This window comes from Lelliottia nimipressuralis (assembly GCF_041464075.1).
GTDB lineage: Bacteria > Pseudomonadota > Gammaproteobacteria > Enterobacterales > Enterobacteriaceae > Enterobacter > Enterobacter nimipressuralis.
In genome coordinates, this window is the sequence record NZ_CP167172.1 from 1,088,566 (window position 1) to 1,103,722 (window position 15,157).

13 protein-coding genes and 1 other RNA gene are annotated in these 15,157 nt (G+C 58.6%); 11 read left to right on the forward strand and 3 right to left on the reverse strand.

Annotation, left to right across the window (positions count from 1 at the left end; genetic code table 11):
- Positions 1 to 25 precede the first annotated feature (25 nt).
- The 4 genes from ACB496_RS05070 to amtB all read left to right on the forward strand — a co-directional run bounded on the left by ACB496_RS05070 (position 26) and on the right by amtB (position 5,452).
- Positions 26 to 1,798: a SmdA family multidrug ABC transporter permease/ATP-binding protein gene (locus ACB496_RS05070; protein WP_371974605.1), complete on the forward strand. Its 1,773-nt coding sequence runs from the start codon at positions 26 to 28 to the stop codon at positions 1,796 to 1,798.
- The gene (locus tag ACB496_RS05075; protein ID WP_100777393.1) at positions 1,791 to 3,572 is read left to right on the forward strand and encodes a SmdB family multidrug efflux ABC transporter permease/ATP-binding protein; all 1,782 of its coding nucleotides are present in this window, start codon (positions 1,791 to 1,793) and stop codon (positions 3,570 to 3,572) included. Before ACB496_RS05070 ends, ACB496_RS05075 begins: the two co-directional genes overlap by 8 nt.
- Before the next feature lie 219 nt (positions 3,573 to 3,791).
- Positions 3,792 to 4,130: a P-II family nitrogen regulator gene (gene glnK / locus ACB496_RS05080; RefSeq protein WP_012016323.1), complete on the forward strand. Its 339-nt coding sequence runs from the start codon at positions 3,792 to 3,794 to the stop codon at positions 4,128 to 4,130.
- A 35-nt stretch (positions 4,131 to 4,165) separates the two neighbouring features.
- Positions 4,166 to 5,452: an ammonium transporter AmtB gene (gene amtB, locus ACB496_RS05085; RefSeq protein WP_100777392.1), complete on the forward strand. Its 1,287-nt coding sequence runs from the start codon at positions 4,166 to 4,168 to the stop codon at positions 5,450 to 5,452.
- Between the two features lie 103 nt (positions 5,453 to 5,555).
- Here the strand turns inward: amtB and tesB are convergent, their stop codons facing one another.
- Positions 5,556 to 6,416: an acyl-CoA thioesterase II gene (gene tesB, locus ACB496_RS05090; protein ID WP_371974606.1), complete on the reverse strand. Its 861-nt coding sequence runs from the start codon at positions 6,414 to 6,416 to the stop codon at positions 5,556 to 5,558.
- A 204-nt stretch (positions 6,417 to 6,620) separates the two neighbouring features.
- Here tesB and ACB496_RS05095 point away from each other — a divergent pair, with 204 nt between their 5' ends.
- Positions 6,621 to 7,190, forward strand: coding sequence for a YbaY family lipoprotein (locus tag ACB496_RS05095; RefSeq protein WP_100777390.1), 570 nt, complete (start codon positions 6,621 to 6,623; stop codon positions 7,188 to 7,190).
- A 36-nt stretch (positions 7,191 to 7,226) separates the two neighbouring features.
- Here the strand turns inward: ACB496_RS05095 and ACB496_RS05100 are convergent, their stop codons facing one another.
- Positions 7,227 to 7,538 carry an MGMT family protein gene (locus ACB496_RS05100; RefSeq protein ID WP_371974607.1) on the reverse strand — a complete coding sequence of 104 codons (312 nt, stop codon included), beginning with the start codon at positions 7,536 to 7,538 and terminating at the stop codon, positions 7,227 to 7,229.
- A gap of 241 nt (positions 7,539 to 7,779) precedes the next feature.
- Between ACB496_RS05100 and ffs the strand changes: the two genes are divergently transcribed.
- From ffs to ACB496_RS05115, 3 genes are all read left to right on the forward strand, one after another.
- Positions 7,780 to 7,876: signal recognition particle sRNA small type (gene ffs / locus ACB496_RS05105), an RNA gene on the forward strand.
- Positions 7,877 to 8,121: 245 nt separating this feature from the next.
- A complete protein-coding gene (locus tag ACB496_RS05110; RefSeq protein WP_100777388.1) occupies positions 8,122 to 8,373 on the forward strand; it encodes a hypothetical protein in 252 nt (83 codons plus the stop codon).
- Positions 8,370 to 8,585 (forward strand): hypothetical protein, encoded by a 216-nt coding sequence (locus ACB496_RS05115; protein ID WP_014069144.1) that lies wholly within the window; start codon positions 8,370 to 8,372, stop codon positions 8,583 to 8,585. The genes ACB496_RS05110 and ACB496_RS05115 overlap by 4 nt, the downstream gene beginning before the upstream one ends.
- A 63-nt stretch (positions 8,586 to 8,648) precedes the next feature.
- Here ACB496_RS05115 and ACB496_RS05120 read toward each other — a convergent pair whose 3' ends face one another.
- Positions 8,649 to 10,070 (reverse strand): PLP-dependent aminotransferase family protein, encoded by a 1,422-nt coding sequence (locus ACB496_RS05120; protein WP_371974608.1) that lies wholly within the window; start codon positions 10,068 to 10,070, stop codon positions 8,649 to 8,651.
- Between the two features lie 84 nt (positions 10,071 to 10,154).
- Between ACB496_RS05120 and ACB496_RS05125 the strand changes: the two genes are divergently transcribed.
- The 3 genes from ACB496_RS05125 to ACB496_RS05135 all read left to right on the forward strand — a co-directional run bounded on the left by ACB496_RS05125 (position 10,155) and on the right by ACB496_RS05135 (position 15,100).
- Positions 10,155 to 10,766, forward strand: a complete 612-nt coding sequence (locus tag ACB496_RS05125; RefSeq protein ID WP_100777386.1) for a YczE/YyaS/YitT family protein — start codon at positions 10,155 to 10,157, stop codon at positions 10,764 to 10,766.
- Positions 10,767 to 10,841: 75 nt separating this feature from the next.
- Positions 10,842 to 11,909: a LacI family DNA-binding transcriptional regulator gene (locus tag ACB496_RS05130; RefSeq protein WP_371974609.1), complete on the forward strand. Its 1,068-nt coding sequence runs from the start codon at positions 10,842 to 10,844 to the stop codon at positions 11,907 to 11,909.
- A gap of 104 nt (positions 11,910 to 12,013) precedes the next feature.
- Positions 12,014 to 15,100: a beta-galactosidase gene (locus ACB496_RS05135; protein WP_371974610.1), complete on the forward strand. Its 3,087-nt coding sequence runs from the start codon at positions 12,014 to 12,016 to the stop codon at positions 15,098 to 15,100.
- The last annotated feature ends 57 nt before the right edge of the window (positions 15,101 to 15,157 follow it).

Consider the following 15,157-nt stretch of genomic DNA (forward strand, 5'->3'; position numbering starts at 1 on the left):
AACAATACCTTCAGGAATTTACCGCGTGCGATTATTTGCTCAGTTAAGCTGGTACTTCCGCCGGGAGTGGCGACGCTATCTCGGCGCAGTGGCCCTGCTTATTATTATTGCCATTCTCCAGCTCATTCCGCCGAAAGTGGTGGGATATGTGGTGGATGGCGTCACAGAACAACATTACACCACCGCACGGGTGATGATGTGGATCGGCACGCTGGTCCTGACTGCGGTGATTGTCTACCTGCTGCGCTACGTCTGGCGCGTGCTGCTCTTCGGCGCGTCGTATCAGCTCGCCGTGGAGCTACGCGAAGATTTTTATCGTCAGCTTAGCCGCCAGCATCCTGAATTCTACCTGCGCCACCGCACGGGCGATCTGATCGCGCGCGCCACCAACGACGTGGATCGCGTGGTGTTTGCCGCCGGGGAAGGGGTGTTAACCCTGGTTGATTCGCTGGTGATGGGCTGCGCGGTGCTGATCGTGATGTCGACGCAAATCAGCTGGCAGCTTACCCTGCTGGCGCTGCTGCCAATGCCCCTCATGGCGCTGGCGATCAACCGCTTCGGCGAGCAGTTACACGAGCGCTTCAAACTGGCCCAGGCGGCGTTCTCCTCTCTGAACGACAGAACGCAGGAGAGCATGACCAGCATCCGCATGATCAAAGCCTTTGGCCTTGAAGATCGCCAGTCGGCGCAGTTTGCCGCCGATGCCGCAGACACCGGCGCGAAAAACCTGCGCGTGGCGCGAATTGATGCGCGCTTTGACCCGACGATTTATATCGCCATTGGCACCGCCAATCTGCTGGCAATCGGCGGCGGGAGCTGGATGGTGGTCAACGGCTCCATGACCCTCGGTCAGTTGACCAGCTTCGCCATGTATCTTGGGCTGATGATCTGGCCAATGCTGGCGCTGGCGTGGATGTTTAATATCGTCGAACGCGGCAGCGCGGCGTACAGCCGTATTCGCGCGATGCTGGCGGAAGCACCGGTGGTGAACGACGGCAGCGAATCCGTGCCGGAAGGGCGCGGTGTGCTGGAGGTGGCGATTACGGCGTTTTCGTATCCGCAAACCGAACGCCCGACGCTGGAAAACGTCAACTTTACGCTGCGCCCAGGACAGATGCTGGGGATCTGTGGCCCAACCGGTGCCGGGAAAAGCACCGTGCTGTCGCTGATTCAGCGTCACTTTGATGTCACCCAGGGGGACATTTGTTTTCACGATATTCCTCTAACGCGCCTGCAGCTGGACGCCTGGCGCAGCCGCCTGGCGGTCGTCAGTCAGACGCCGTTTTTGTTCTCGGATACGGTTGCCAACAACATCGCGCTGGGCCATCCCACGGCGACGCAGGAAGAGATTGAGCACGTAGCGCGCCTGGCCAGCGTTCATGACGATATTCTGCGCCTGCCGCAGGGTTATGCCACCGAAGTGGGCGAGCGTGGCGTGATGCTGTCGGGTGGGCAGAAACAGCGTATTTCCATTGCGCGTGCGCTGCTGCTGAACGCTGAAATTCTGATCCTCGACGATGCACTCTCCGCGGTCGACGGGCGCACGGAACACCAGATTCTGCATAACCTGCGTCAGTGGGGCGAAGGGCGGACGGTGATTATTAGCGCCCACCGGCTCTCGGCCCTGACGGAAGCGAACGAAATTCTGGTGATGCAGCACGGGCATATTGCCCAGCGCGGGCATCACGATCAGCTTGCGGAACAGCCCGGGTGGTATCGCGATATGCACCGCTATCAACAGCTGGAGGCGGCCCTGGACGACGCGCCAGATCTGAACGAGGAGGCCACCCATGCGTAAGTTTACCCAGTTGTGGCCGACGCTGAAACGCCTGCTGGCCTATGGTTCGCCGTGGCGAAAACCGCTCTCTATCGCGGTGGTGATGCTGTGGGTGGCGGCGATTGCCGAAGTCAGTGGCCCGCTGCTGATCAGCTATTTCATCGACAACATGGTCGCCAAAAGCTATCTGCCGCTGGGACTGGTTGCCGGGCTGGGCGCGGCTTACGTCGGGCTTCAGCTGCTGGCGGCGTCGTTGCACTATGCTCAGTCGCTGCTGTTTAACCAGGCGGCGGTCGGCGTAGTACAACAGCTGCGCACCGACGTGATGGATGCGGCCCTGCGCCAGCCCTTGAGCGAGTTTGATACTCAGCCCGTCGGGCAAGTGATCTCCCGCGTCACCAACGATACGGAAGTGATCCGCGACCTGTACGTGACCGTGGTCGCCACGGTGCTGCGCAGTGCCGCGCTCGTCGGCGCCATGCTGGTGGCGATGTTCAGCCTCGACTGGCGTATGGCGCTGGTGGCAATCACCATCTTCCCGGCGGTGCTGATCGTCATGGTGATTTACCAGCGCTACAGCACGCCGATTGTGCGCCGGGTTCGCGCTTATCTGGCGGACATTAACGACGGTTTTAACGAAGTCATCAACGGCATGAGCGTGATTCAGCAGTTCCGCCAGCAGGCACGTTTTGGCGAACGCATGGGCGAGGCGAGCCGCTCGCACTATATGGCGCGCATGCAAACCCTGCGTCTGGATGGTTTCCTCCTGCGTCCGCTGCTGAGCCTGTTTTCGGCGCTGGTGCTGTGCGGTCTGCTGATGCTGTTTGGTTTCGGCGCGGGCGGCACAATTGAAGTGGGTGTGCTGTACGCATTTATCAGCTACCTCGGGCGTCTGAACGAGCCGCTGATCGAACTGACGACACAGCAATCCATTCTGCAGCAGGCGGTGGTCGCCGGTGAACGCGTCTTCGAGCTGATGGATCGTCCACGACAAACCTACGGCGACGACGAGCGCGAACTGAAAAGCGGCACGATCGAGATCGATCATGCCTCCTTTGCCTATCGCGAAGATCGTCTGGTGCTGCAGGACATTCATCTTGATATCCCGTCGCGCAGCTTTGTCGCGCTGGTGGGGCATACGGGCAGCGGCAAAAGTACCCTCGCCAGCCTGCTGATGGGGTATTACCCGCTTACGAGCGGTGAAATCCGTCTTGATGGCCGTCCGCTCTCCACCCTGAGCCACGACGTGCTGCGCAAGGGGATTGCGATGGTGCAGCAGGACCCGGTAGTAATGGCCGACTCCTTCTTTGCCAACGTTACTCTGGGCCGTCCGTTTAGCGAAGCGCAGGTCTGGGCGGTGCTGGAGAAAGTCCAGCTGGCAGAGCTGGCACGCACCATGAGCGATGGGATCTACACCAAACTGGGCGAGCAGGGGAATAACCTCTCCGTGGGGCAGAAGCAGCTGCTGGCGCTGGCGCGAGTCTTGATTGAAACGCCGCAGGTGCTCATTCTCGACGAAGCGACGGCCAGCATTGATTCCGGCACCGAGCAGGCCATTCAGCAGGCGCTGGCGGAAGTGCGGGAGAAGACCACGCTGGTGGTGATTGCGCACCGTCTCTCGACGATTGTTGATGCTGATACCATTCTGGTGCTGCATCGCGGGCAAGCCGTCGAGCGCGGCACGCATCGCGAGCTGCTGGAAGCGAAAGGACGATACTGGCAAATGTACCAGCTGCAGCTGGCCGGAGAAGAGCTGGCCGCCAGCACGCGCGAAGAGGAGTCTCTGAGCGCCTGATGCACCAAAATTAAGCACCGCGCTAACAGGGATTTCTGTTGGTGCAAAAATGAAACGCACCCTGCACTGTCATGGTGCGTTTTTTTTATCCATTTCTTCAGAAGTGCCATTTCCTGCCTTTCCCGCCTGATTTCTTCGCCTTTTCAAACTCTGGCACACCCCTTGCAATACCTCTGTTGTAAAACGCGGCCATTATCGAATTCTGACTGGAGAGGAACTATGAAGCTGGTTACGGTTGTCATCAAACCATTCAAACTCGAAGACGTTCGTGAAGCACTGTCTTCAATGGGGATTCAGGGACTGACGGTTACCGAAGTGAAAGGCTTTGGTCGTCAGAAGGGCCATGCGGAGCTTTATCGCGGAGCCGAATACAGCGTCAACTTCCTGCCTAAAGTGAAGATTGATGTGGCTATCGCTGACGATCAACTCGATGAGGTGATTGATGTGGTGAGCAAAGCGGCTTACACCGGAAAAATTGGCGACGGCAAAATTTTCGTTGCCGAATTGCAGCGCGTCATTCGCATCCGTACGGGCGAAGCTGACGAAGCTGCACTGTAAGTAACTCCTGGCACACAGTGATAGGGATCGAGAAAATGAAGAAAGCAACAATCAAAACAGCTCTGGGGTCTCTGGCACTGCTGCCGGGCCTGGCGATGGCGGCTCCTGCGGTAGCCGACAAGGCGGATAACGCCTTTATGATGATCTGCACCGCGCTGGTGCTGTTCATGACAATTCCGGGCATCGCGCTGTTTTACGGCGGTCTGATCCGCGGTAAGAACGTGCTGTCCATGCTGACGCAGGTCGCAGTGACTTTCGCGCTGGTCTGCGTCCTGTGGGTAGTTTACGGCTACTCGCTGGCCTTCGGCGAAGGCAACGCCTTCTTCGGCAACTTCAACTGGGCGATGCTGAAAAATATCCAGCTGACTGCCCTGATGGGGAGCTTCTATCAGTACATCCACGTGGCGTTCCAGGGGTCATTCGCCTGTATCACCGTCGGCCTGATCGTCGGCGCGCTGGCAGAACGTATTCGTTTCTCCGCCGTGCTGATCTTCGTGGTGGTATGGCTGACACTCTCTTATGTGCCGATTGCGCACATGGTCTGGGGCGGCGGTCTGCTGGCGTCTCACGGTGCGCTGGACTTCGCAGGCGGCACGGTGGTGCATATTAACGCTGCGGTTGCAGGACTGGTCGGGGCATACCTGATTGGCAAGCGTGTGGGCTTTGGCAAAGAGGCGTTTAAACCGCACAACCTGCCGATGGTCTTCACCGGTACGGCAATCCTCTATTTTGGCTGGTTCGGTTTCAACGCCGGTTCAGCAAGTGCTGCAAACGAAATCGCCGCGCTGGCCTTCGTAAATACCGTGGTAGCCACCGCAGGCGCAATCCTCTCCTGGGTGTTTGGTGAGTGGGTGGTACGCGGTAAACCATCCCTGCTGGGCGCCTGTTCCGGTGCGATTGCCGGTCTGGTTGGCATCACCCCGGCGTGTGGTTATGTCGGTGTCGGCGGCGCGCTGCTGATTGGTATCGTCGCCGGTCTGGCGGGTCTGTGGGGCGTAACGGCGCTGAAACGCGTTCTGCGTGTCGATGACCCGTGTGATGTGTTCGGTGTGCACGGCGTGTGCGGTATCGTTGGCTGCATCATGACCGGTATCTTCGCCGCGACGTCCCTCGGTGGCGTAGGGTACGCAGAAGGCGTGACCATGGGCCATCAGCTGCTGGTTCAGCTGGAAAGTATCGCCATCACTATCGTCTGGTCGGGTGTTGTGGCCTTCATTGGCTACAAACTGGCGGACATGACCGTTGGCCTGCGTGTACCGGAAGAGCAAGAGCGCGAAGGGCTGGATGTGAACAGCCACGGCGAGAATGCGTACAACGCCTGAGCTGATTGAGTTTCTCCTGTAGCAAAAAGCCTCCCGATGGGAGGCTTTATTTTTTCCCTCAGTCACGGACCGTCACGAGAAGAGGGCGAGGTAAGGGCACAGATTATCCCCGGTTTCGCATTACCCCTTCCTGCACCGTAGAGGCAACCAGCACGCCATCCTGCGTATAAAACTCCCCGCGAACAAACCCGCGCGCGCTCGACGCCGACGTGCTTTCCACGCTGTACAGGAGCCATTCGTTCATGTCGAACGGACGATGGAACCACATGGAGTGGTCGATGGTTGCGACCTGCATCCCTTTTTCGAGGAAGCCCACGCCGTGCGGCTGTAGCGCCACCGGCAGGAAGTTGAAATCTGACGCATAGCCCAGCAGATACTGGTGAACGCGAAGATCCTGCGGCATTGCACCGTTGGCACGGATCCACACCTGACGTTTTGGCTCGGCGATATGGCCCTTCATCGGGTTATGGAACTCGACCGGGCGGATTTCCAGCGGTTTATCGCACAGGAATTTCTCTTTCACCTGCGGCGGCAACAGATGCGCCAGCGCCCGGGCAATGTCCGTTTCCGATTTCAGTTCATCCGGTGCCGGGGCAGGCGGCATCGTTTTCTGATGCTCATAACCGCTTTCCGGTGCCTGGAATGACGCCGTCATATAAAAAATCGGTTTGCCGTTCTGGATTGCCGCGACGCGGCGGGCGCTAAAACTGTTGCCGTCACGCAGCACTTCGACGTCATAGATTATCGGTTTTGCGCTGTCGCCAGGACGTAAAAAATAGCTGTGAAACGAGTGCACCAGACGGTCTGCAGGCACGGTCTCTTTGGCGGCATACAGCGCCTGTCCCACCACCTGGCCGCCGAAAACCTGGCGTAAGCCAAGGTCTTCGCTCTGCCCGCGAAAGAGTCCTTCTTCAATTTTTTCCAGATTCAGTAATGTCAGCAGATTGTTCAATGCTTGACTCATAGTGGTCCTCAATAAACGCCGTGGCGAAAGATAGGATGATTATAACGTAAAAAGGAGAGTGGTCCGATGGGTGCAATAATCTGAATAAGCGGCTGAAACCAGGCATATATAAGTGATATGTGCCACACTTAGTCACGTTATGTATTTGCTAACGACTCTTGGCGGGATCGATCCCGCTGGTGCATTGAAGATAAGGAGAACTCAATGAAACTCGTGCACATGCTTAGTGGTTTAGCGGTAGCGGTTGCTCTGTCTGCCTGTGCGGATAAAAGTGCTGACATCCAGACGCCAGCGCCAAACCCAAATGCCGCGGGAGCGACGACACAGCCAACCATGCAGCAACCTAACGTTTCCGGTACGGTGTGGATCCGCCAGAAAGTGGCCCTGCCGCCGGACGCCGTCTTAACGGTGACCCTGTCGGATGCTTCTCTGGCCGATGCGCCGTCTAAAGTGCTGTCGCAGAAAGCGGTACGTACCGAAGGGAAACAGTCACCGTTCAGTTTTGTGCTGCCGTTTAACCCGGCAGAAATCCAGCCGAACGCGCGTATCCTGCTGAGCGCAGCGATTACCGTGAACGACAAACTGGTGTTCATTACCGATACGGTACAGCCGGTGATCAACCAGGGCGGAACCAAAGCTGACCTGACGCTGGTTCCTGTTCAGCAGACTGCCGTGCCGTTACAGCAGGGCGGTGGTGCCGCGACGACGGTTCCGTCAACGTCGCCAACGCAGGTTAACCCATCTTCTGCAGTACCTGCACCGACACAGTACTAAGTCTGACCTTTGCCCTCTCCTTCGCGGGGAGGGCAGTTAATACGCCCAGCGATACTTCTGCATATCAATCTTCCCCTTTCCTGACACCTGAACACCTTCAGACAGCAATGCCTGGCGCTGACGCTGCAAATCCGGGCCGGTCAGTGAAATTTCGCCATGTCGATTTACTACCCGATACCAGGGCAGCGTACTGCCTTCCGGCAGTCGTTTCAGCACGCCGCCGACCTGACGCGCCGCGCGCGGGGAACCGGCGAGTCTGGCGATATCACCATAGGTGGTGACATACCCTTCCGGAATCGAGGCCACAATTTGCCAGACCCGTTGGGGGAAAGAGTCATGTTCATCCATGGGGCGCTCCTTTGAGAGGGTCATCGATTCTTCCGGAACAAGGGCGGGAAGTTCGGGTCTAATTTAGACAGGCATAATCGCGCAGTCCAGCGCAGATTTCATGCGGGGATGGGCATAATCTCGGATAAATTCCACAGTTTGCGCAATAAACCATCATCCGGTCGCGGTTAACTTGCAATTGCGATCCTGTGCAGGGATAATGCGCCAGCGCGTTGGGTAACAACGCTCTCAATGGGGGCTCTGTTGGTTCTCCCGCAACACTACTCTGTTTACCAGGTCAGATCCGGAAGGAAGCAGCCAAGGCAGATGACGTGTGTGCCGGGATGTAGCTGGCAGGGCCCCCACCCATTTCTGCCTCTCTGAAAATTTTCCCCCTTTAAAAACATTGCCCATGAATATAAAGGGGTTATGTAATATATCCTTCATTGCAATGAAATAATATTGTCATAAACCTGTAATAATAGACTGGCAAATTAATGTCGGGGTGTTTTTAATCCGTCATAAGCAAAAAATATATCAGTGGATTGCCCCGGTAACTTCGTGTATTAAATTAAATAACTTATTCCGAAGGGAAGTGATAAACATGGGCACTGCAGTCTTAAACGTAAAAATTGATGAAGCGCTAAAAGAGAGACTTCGTCATTATGCCGAAGCGAATAACGAGAATTTAAGCGTGACGACAGAAAAACTGCTGCTGCTGGCGTTTGAGGCAGTGGAAGAGGCGGGAGTAACGGAAGAGGATATTGATAATCAGCATACGGAAGAAGAGAGTGTGACTCCTTTTACTCCTAAAGAAATCAAGGCTCTACGCAAACTTCTGAAGAAGAGAAAATGAAACAACAACTGTCTACTGCCAACGACTACAAAGAGGCCTGCGATCTGCTTCGTTCAGGCTACGTAAAACACGTACGTCTTGGCTGGAATGTAGGAAGTGATGAGTTCTTTCGCATTGCGTCTGACTGGTGTGATACGGGCGCGAAAATAAAGAAAGAAGGAGAAAATTTCGTTATTTCTCTGAAAGGTTTTCCGATTCCTCCTCAGCACTGATGACAAACCTGTGAAAACTGCTGACTGCATCTAGTGCAGCCAGCAGTTTTTATTTTCCGCTGGTTATATTACGCCACGTTTTAAATAACTTTCACTTCTGTTCAGCGAGTTCCACAGCGGTTTAATTCGCAGTAGCGCGTTTTCCAGCTGCGCCGAATCCATTGAGAAAGGCATACGCAGATAGCGGTCAAACGCCCCGGAAAGCCCAAAGCGTGTGCCGGTGCCGAGATGAATTCCCAGCGTCTCCGCCCGCGCGCCGAGCTGCGTGGCGACCATCCCCGGCAGTTCCACCCAATACGACAGCCCGCCCTCTGGCTCGTGAAAACGCCATTCCGGAAAATGCTCGCGCATTAACGCGCTGCAGCGATCGCGGCGTTCTGTCAGCATCTGCCGTCTTGCGGGCAGGAAAGTGGCGGCGTGCTCAATCAGCCACAGGGTGGCCAGCTGTTCCAGCAACGGCGATCCAAGATCGAGGGTATCGCGCGTCTGGGCCAGCGTGGCAATGGTGCGCGACGAGGCGCGGATCCAGCCCAGGCGTAATCCCCCCCAGAAACTTTTGCCCGCTGAACCGAGGGTAATGACGTTGGCCTGCGGGTTAAACGCCGCCAGCGGCGGCGGGGGAGGCGCATCAAACCACAGATCAACCATGGTCTCATCCACCACCAGCGTGGTGCGGGTTTGTGCGGCGATATCGGTGATGGTCTGGCGCGTGGCGATGTCCATGCAGCGCCCGGTGGGATTATGGAAATCCGGCATCAGGTACGCCAGTCGTGGCGCGGTTTGCGCCAGCGTCGCGGCAAAGCCGTCCGTATCCCAGCCCGATTCCGGCAGCGCCACGCCAACAGGACGACAGGACGCGCCCTGGATTGCCGCAATCGCCAGCGGGTAAGTGGGATGATCCACCACCACCCGATCGCCCGGACCGGTCAACATGCGCAGCACCAGCGCCAGGCCGCTGACCGCACCGTTGACCACCATAATTTCATGTGCCCGCGTCGGCAGCCCGCGCGAAGAATAGCGTGCAGCGATGGTTTCGCGCAGCTCCGGTAAGCCCAGCTGGTCATAACCCGTGTGAGAGAGGTGTTGGGTCATGGCGGTGAGCGCGTGGGTATAAGCCTGGTGAATTTCCGGCCCGGCGCTGAGCGCGGCGGTTGAGAGATCCAGCGCAGTGCTGATGGCCGCTCGCGTCGGGACGGCGTGGCTGTCCGGGAGAATAATGCGGGAGCCGCTGCCGTGGCGGCTCTCCAGATACCCGGCGTCGCGCAGGTGTGCGAGCGCGCTGGCAATCGTCGTGCGGCTCACGTTGAGCACCGTAGCCAGTTCGCGCTCACCGGGCAGGCGCGTATCGAGGGCCAGTCGGCCATCGAGAATTAACAGGCGCAGTGCGTCCGCCAGTTGTCGCCATAAAGGCGTGCGGGAGGAGGGCTGTTGCCAGTGGCCTAAGAGGCGCACCAGCGACTGGCTACCGAAGCGACGAGATGACATAAGCAGTCCACTATTTGAAAACTGGACATTAATCATAGAGCCATTTTCAGCCAGGATGAAAGCATAACTTTCTGGAGAACCATCATGCTGCGTCGCTTACTGCAACTTTACGTCGGACTGGGATTTTACGGGCTTTCTACGGCGATGTTTGTCCGCGCCGATCTCGGTGCCGATCCGTGGAACGTGTTCCATCTGGGCGTCGCCCGTCTGCTGGCGATGGACATCGGCACGGTGATGATTTTGACCGGTGCGCTGGTGCTGCTGTTCTGGATCCCACTGCGTCAGCGCCCTGGCCTTGGCACAATCAGTAACGTCATTGTGATTGGTCTGGCGGCCGATGCGTCCCTGTCGCTGCTCCCGGAGATGAGTTCGCTGGTGGCCCGCAGCGCGCTGCTCATCTCCGCCGTGGTGGTCAATGCGCTGGCGACCGGAATGTACATCGGCGCAGGCTTTGGCTCCGGCCCACGCGACGGCCTGATGACCGGTATTAATGCCCGCACGGGCTGGTCGGTGCGCAGCGTGCGTACGGCGATAGAAGTGTCGGTATTGCTGATTGGTTGCGTGCTCGGCGGAACCTTTGGCGTGGGCACGGTCCTGTACGCGCTGGCTATCGGCCCGCTGATCCAGATCTGCCTGCCGTGGTTTCGTCAGAAGCCGCAGGTGACGCTGGTGCCAGAGCCGGAACGAATTGTTTAAACTGCGAAGCGCTCACATGCTTTACCCGCCGCGCTGTGCCAGAATAACGGCATCTCTCGCTGCGGTACGGAAAGCATGAAAGCCATCACTCTCTATGACGTTGCCCGCCTGGCGGGCGTTTCCTATCAGACGGTCTCCCGCGTGATAAACGACGCAGAGCACGTCTCCGCAAGGACCCGTGAAAAGGTGCAGCAGGCGATGGCTGAACTGCACTACGTCCCTAATCGCGGTGCGCAGCAACTGGCCGGAAAACGCACCCGCACGCTGGGGCTGATTACCACCGACCTGGCGCTGCATGCGCCCTCGCAAATCGCCTCTGCGGTAAAATCCCGCGCGGGCGAGTGCGGCGCAAGCGTGCTGATTTCGATGGTGGAGCATCCTGTGCGGTGCCAGGCGGCGCTCCAGGAGTTACTGGCCCAGCGCGTGGAAGGTTTGCTGGTCAACGTTCCCCTCGACGATCCCCTCGCCGAACAGATTCGCCAGCTCGCCGCACCGGTGCCAGTGTTATTCTTCGACGTCTCCCCTGAAGCCAAAGTTCATCGCCTGGCCTTTGATGCGGAGCAGGGCGCTAAGCTTGGCGCCGAGCACCTGCTGTCGCTTGGACACCGACGCATTGCCTTGCTCAGCGGGCCAGAGAGTTCCGTCTCCTCGCGCGCGCGTCTCGCGGGCTGGCAGGCGCGGCTGGCCCAGGACAATCTTGTTCCGTGTGCGATGGCCCATGGCGACTGGAGCGCGGCGTCAGGGTATGAAAAAGGTCATCAGCTTCTGGCGGCTAGCGCCCTTCCGGATGCGATTCTGGTGGCGAACGATCAGATGGCCCTCGGCGTGATGCGCGCCTGTGCTGAAAAAGGGATAGCCGTACCGGGGCAGATGTCGGTGGTGGGATTTGATGATACCGCTGACAGCGCCTGGTTCTCCCCGCCGCTGACCACCATTCGCCAGGCGTTTCGCGTGGCTGGCGAGCGCAGCGTCGAGTGGCTCCTTTCCGGATCAACGGATGAACTCTGGCAAACGCAGCTTCCTGTCACGCTGGTGGAGCGCCACTCCAGCGCCCGTCACGCGCCCGATCAGGCCGATCGCGAAGCGCTGGCACAGCAGCTGAAATCCCTGGCGCTATTGGCTGAGCAGCTGGCGCGGCACTGATCCTTTTGTGATCTGGCTCGCTTTGCCGTGGTCAGATCCTTTACCGGCTCCTCTCACCAGGGCATTGTGACTTAAATTGTGAGCGCTTCGCAAAAGAGGTCATTATGTCTGTCGCATCCCCGCACTCTCTTCATTCTGTTTTAGCTCGTCGCGACTGGGAAAACCCCGGCGTCACTCAATGGCATCGGCTGGATGCCCACGCGCCGTTTCACAGCTGGCGCGATGAAACGCAGGCTCGCGATGAGCAGCCACCTTCGCACAAGCGGTTACTGAACGGCGACTGGCAGTTCCGCTTTTTCACGGCGCCAGAGCAGGTTCCTGAGCACTGGATAACAGAAGAGTGTGCAGAGGCTATCACCACGCCGGTGCCGTCAAACTGGCAGATGCAGGGCGTTGATACGCCGATCTACACCAACGTTACCTACCCGATCATCGTCAATCCCCCGTTTGTGCCCGCCGAGAACCCGACAGGTTGTTACTCGCTCACATTTGAGGTGGACGAAGAGTGGCTTAAGAGCGGCCAAACGCGCATCGTTTTTGACGGTGTGAACTCGGCGTTTTATCTCTGGTGCAACGGCGAGTGGGTGGGGTATTCCCAGGACAGCCGCCTGCCGGCGGAGTTCGATCTTACGCCTGTGCTGAAACCCGGCAGTAATCGCCTGGCGGTGCTGGTGTTGCGCTGGTGCGACGGGAGTTATCTGGAAGACCAGGATATGTGGCGGATGAGCGGGATTTTCCGCGACGTGTCGCTCCAGCATAAACCGGCCACTCACATTGCCGATTACCACTACGTCACCGAACTGAATGCGGATTACGATCGCGCAAAATTGCAGGTGGAAGTGGCCCTCGGCGGCGAGGCAGTGGCCGACAGCGAAGTGGTGCTGACGCTCTGGCAGGATGGTGAACCGGTCGCGACGACGACCGCCCGACCAGGCTCTGCGATTGTTGATGAGCGCGGTAACTGGGCCGAGCGTTTACATGTCACTCTGCCGGTGGACCGCCCGGCGCTGTGGAGTGCCGAAATGCCCGCGCTTTATCGTCTGACGCTCGTTCTGCGTGACGGGCAGGGAAATCTGCTGGAAGTGGAGGCCTGCGATGTCGGTTTCCGCCGCGTGGAGATCAGCAATGGCCTGCTGAAAGTCAACGGTCAGCCGCTGCTGATCCGTGGGGTGAACCGCCACGAGCACCATCCCGAAAACGGCCAGGTGATGGACGAAGCGACCATGCGCCGCGATATCGAGCTGATGAAGCAGCATAACTTTAACGCCGTACGCTGCTCGCACTACCCTAACCATCCGCTGTGGTATCGCCTGTGCGACCGCTACGGCCTGTATGTGGTGGACGAAGCGAACATTGAAACCCACGGCATGGTGCCGATGAGCCGTCTGGCGGACGATCCGCGCTGGCTGCCTGCCATGAGCGAGCGCGTCACGCGCATGGTGCAGCGCGACCGCAATCATCCGTCGATCATCCTCTGGTCGCTGGGCAATGAGTCCGGCCACGGCGCCAATCACGATGCGCTCTATCGCTGGATCAAAACCACCGATCCGACGCGTCCGGTTCAGTATGAGGGCGGCGGGGCAAATACCGCCGCGACGGATATCGTCTGCCCGATGTACGCCCGCGTCGATCAGGATCAGCCGTTCCCGGCGGTGCCAAAATGGTCGATTAAAAAGTGGATCGGGATGCCGGATGAAACGCGCCCGCTGATCCTCTGCGAGTACGCCCACGCGATGGGCAACAGCTTTGGGGGGTTTGCCAAATACTGGCAGGCATTCCGCAGCCACCCGCGCCTGCAGGGCGGGTTCGTCTGGGACTGGGTGGATCAGGCGCTAACCAAAAAAGACGAAAATGGCCAGGCGTTCTGGGCCTACGGCGGGGATTTTGGCGATACGCCGAATGATCGTCAGTTTTGCCTGAACGGGCTGGTATTCCCGGATCGCACGCCGCACCCGGCGCTGTTTGAAGCTCAGCGCGCCCAGCAATTTTTCACTTTCACGCTGGTGAGCACTTCGCCGCTGGTGGTGGACGTGCACAGCGATTACCTGTTCCGCCACGGCGATAACGAATCCCTGCGCTGGTGCATCATGCGCGACGGCGACGAAGTGGCGAGCGGAGAAGTGCCGCTGTCCGTTGCGCCGCAAGGCACCCAGCGCATTGAAATGGCTTTGCCTGAACTGGCCGCTGCACCGGGCGAAGTCTGGCTGAATCTCGACGTTTTCCAGACGGCAGCAACCCACTGGTCGCCCGCTAATCATCGCTGCGCCTGGGATCAATTCCCGCTGCCTGCGCCGTTGCATGTGTCAGTGCCGGTTGCTGGACAGGTAAAACCAAAGCTGGCGGTTAACGACGAAGTGCTGGAAGTGAGCCACCTGGATCAACGCTGGCATTTCGATCGCGCCAGCGGAAATCTGGTCCAGTGGTGGAACCGCGGTACGCAAACACTGCGCTCGCCGCTCATCGACAACTTTACCCGCGCGCCGCTGGATAACGATATTGGCGTCAGCGAAGCGACGCGCATCGATCCGAATGCCTGGGTGGAACGCTGGAAAGCGGCGGGAATGTATAACCTCGCGCCGCGCGTGTTGCAGTGCGAAGGCGAGCAGCGTGCGCAGGAGGTGGCGATTACCACGCTTCATGCCTGGGAGTTTAACGGCAAAACGCTGTTCATGAGCCGGAAAGTCTGGACCGTTGACAGCCACGGTGTGCTGCAAGGTGATGTGCAGATTCAGGTGGCAAGTGATATTCCACAACCGGCGCGCATTGGCCTGAGCTGCCAGCTGGCAGAGGCGTCGGCGTCCGCAAGCTGGCTGGGGCTCGGGCCGGATGAGAACTACCCGGACCGAAAACTGGCGGCGCGACAGGGGCGCTGGACGCTGCCGCTGGAGGCGCTGCACACGCCCTATATCTTCCCGACGGAAAACGGCCTGCGCTGCGATACCCGCGAGCTGACATTTGGCGCGCACCAGTTGCAGGGCCATTTCCACTTTGCGCTCAGCCGCTACAGTCAGCAGCAGCTGCGCGACACCACGCATCATCATCTGCTGATCGAGGAGCCGGGCTGCTGGCTGTCTCTCGACGCATTCCATATGGGCGTGGGCGGGGATGACTCGTGGAGCCCAAGCGTTTCGCCGGAGTTTATCCTCGCAGAACGGTCACTGCGTTACGCGTTTAGCTGGCGACAGGACTAAACTTAAATCCGTCAGAGGCGGCCACACCAGGTGGCCGCATGATCACTTCGGAGGTTT

Excerpts from the sequence above, each read along its gene's own strand:
- ACB496_RS05075 (WP_100777393.1), top strand. The coding sequence starts at position 1,791 with ATGCGTAAGTTTACCCAGTTGTGGCCGACGCTGAAACGCCTGCTGGCC.
- glnK (WP_012016323.1), top strand. The coding sequence starts at position 3,792 with ATGAAGCTGGTTACGGTTGTCATCAAACCATTCAAACTCGAAGACGTT.
- amtB (WP_100777392.1), top strand. The coding sequence starts at position 4,166 with ATGAAGAAAGCAACAATCAAAACAGCTCTGGGGTCTCTGGCACTGCTG.
- tesB (WP_371974606.1), bottom strand. The coding sequence starts at position 6,416 with ATGAGTCAAGCATTGAACAATCTGCTGACATTACTGAATCTGGAAAAA.
- ACB496_RS05095 (WP_100777390.1), top strand. The coding sequence starts at position 6,621 with ATGAAACTCGTGCACATGCTTAGTGGTTTAGCGGTAGCGGTTGCTCTG.
- ACB496_RS05100 (WP_371974607.1), bottom strand. The coding sequence starts at position 7,538 with ATGGATGAACATGACTCTTTCCCCCAACGGGTCTGGCAAATTGTGGCC.
- ACB496_RS05110 (WP_100777388.1), top strand. The coding sequence starts at position 8,122 with ATGGGCACTGCAGTCTTAAACGTAAAAATTGATGAAGCGCTAAAAGAG.
- ACB496_RS05115 (WP_014069144.1), top strand. The coding sequence starts at position 8,370 with ATGAAACAACAACTGTCTACTGCCAACGACTACAAAGAGGCCTGCGAT.
- ACB496_RS05120 (WP_371974608.1), bottom strand. The coding sequence starts at position 10,070 with ATGTCATCTCGTCGCTTCGGTAGCCAGTCGCTGGTGCGCCTCTTAGGC.
- ACB496_RS05125 (WP_100777386.1), top strand. The coding sequence starts at position 10,155 with ATGCTGCGTCGCTTACTGCAACTTTACGTCGGACTGGGATTTTACGGG.
- ACB496_RS05130 (WP_371974609.1), top strand. The coding sequence starts at position 10,842 with ATGAAAGCCATCACTCTCTATGACGTTGCCCGCCTGGCGGGCGTTTCC.
- ACB496_RS05135 (WP_371974610.1), top strand. The coding sequence starts at position 12,014 with ATGTCTGTCGCATCCCCGCACTCTCTTCATTCTGTTTTAGCTCGTCGC.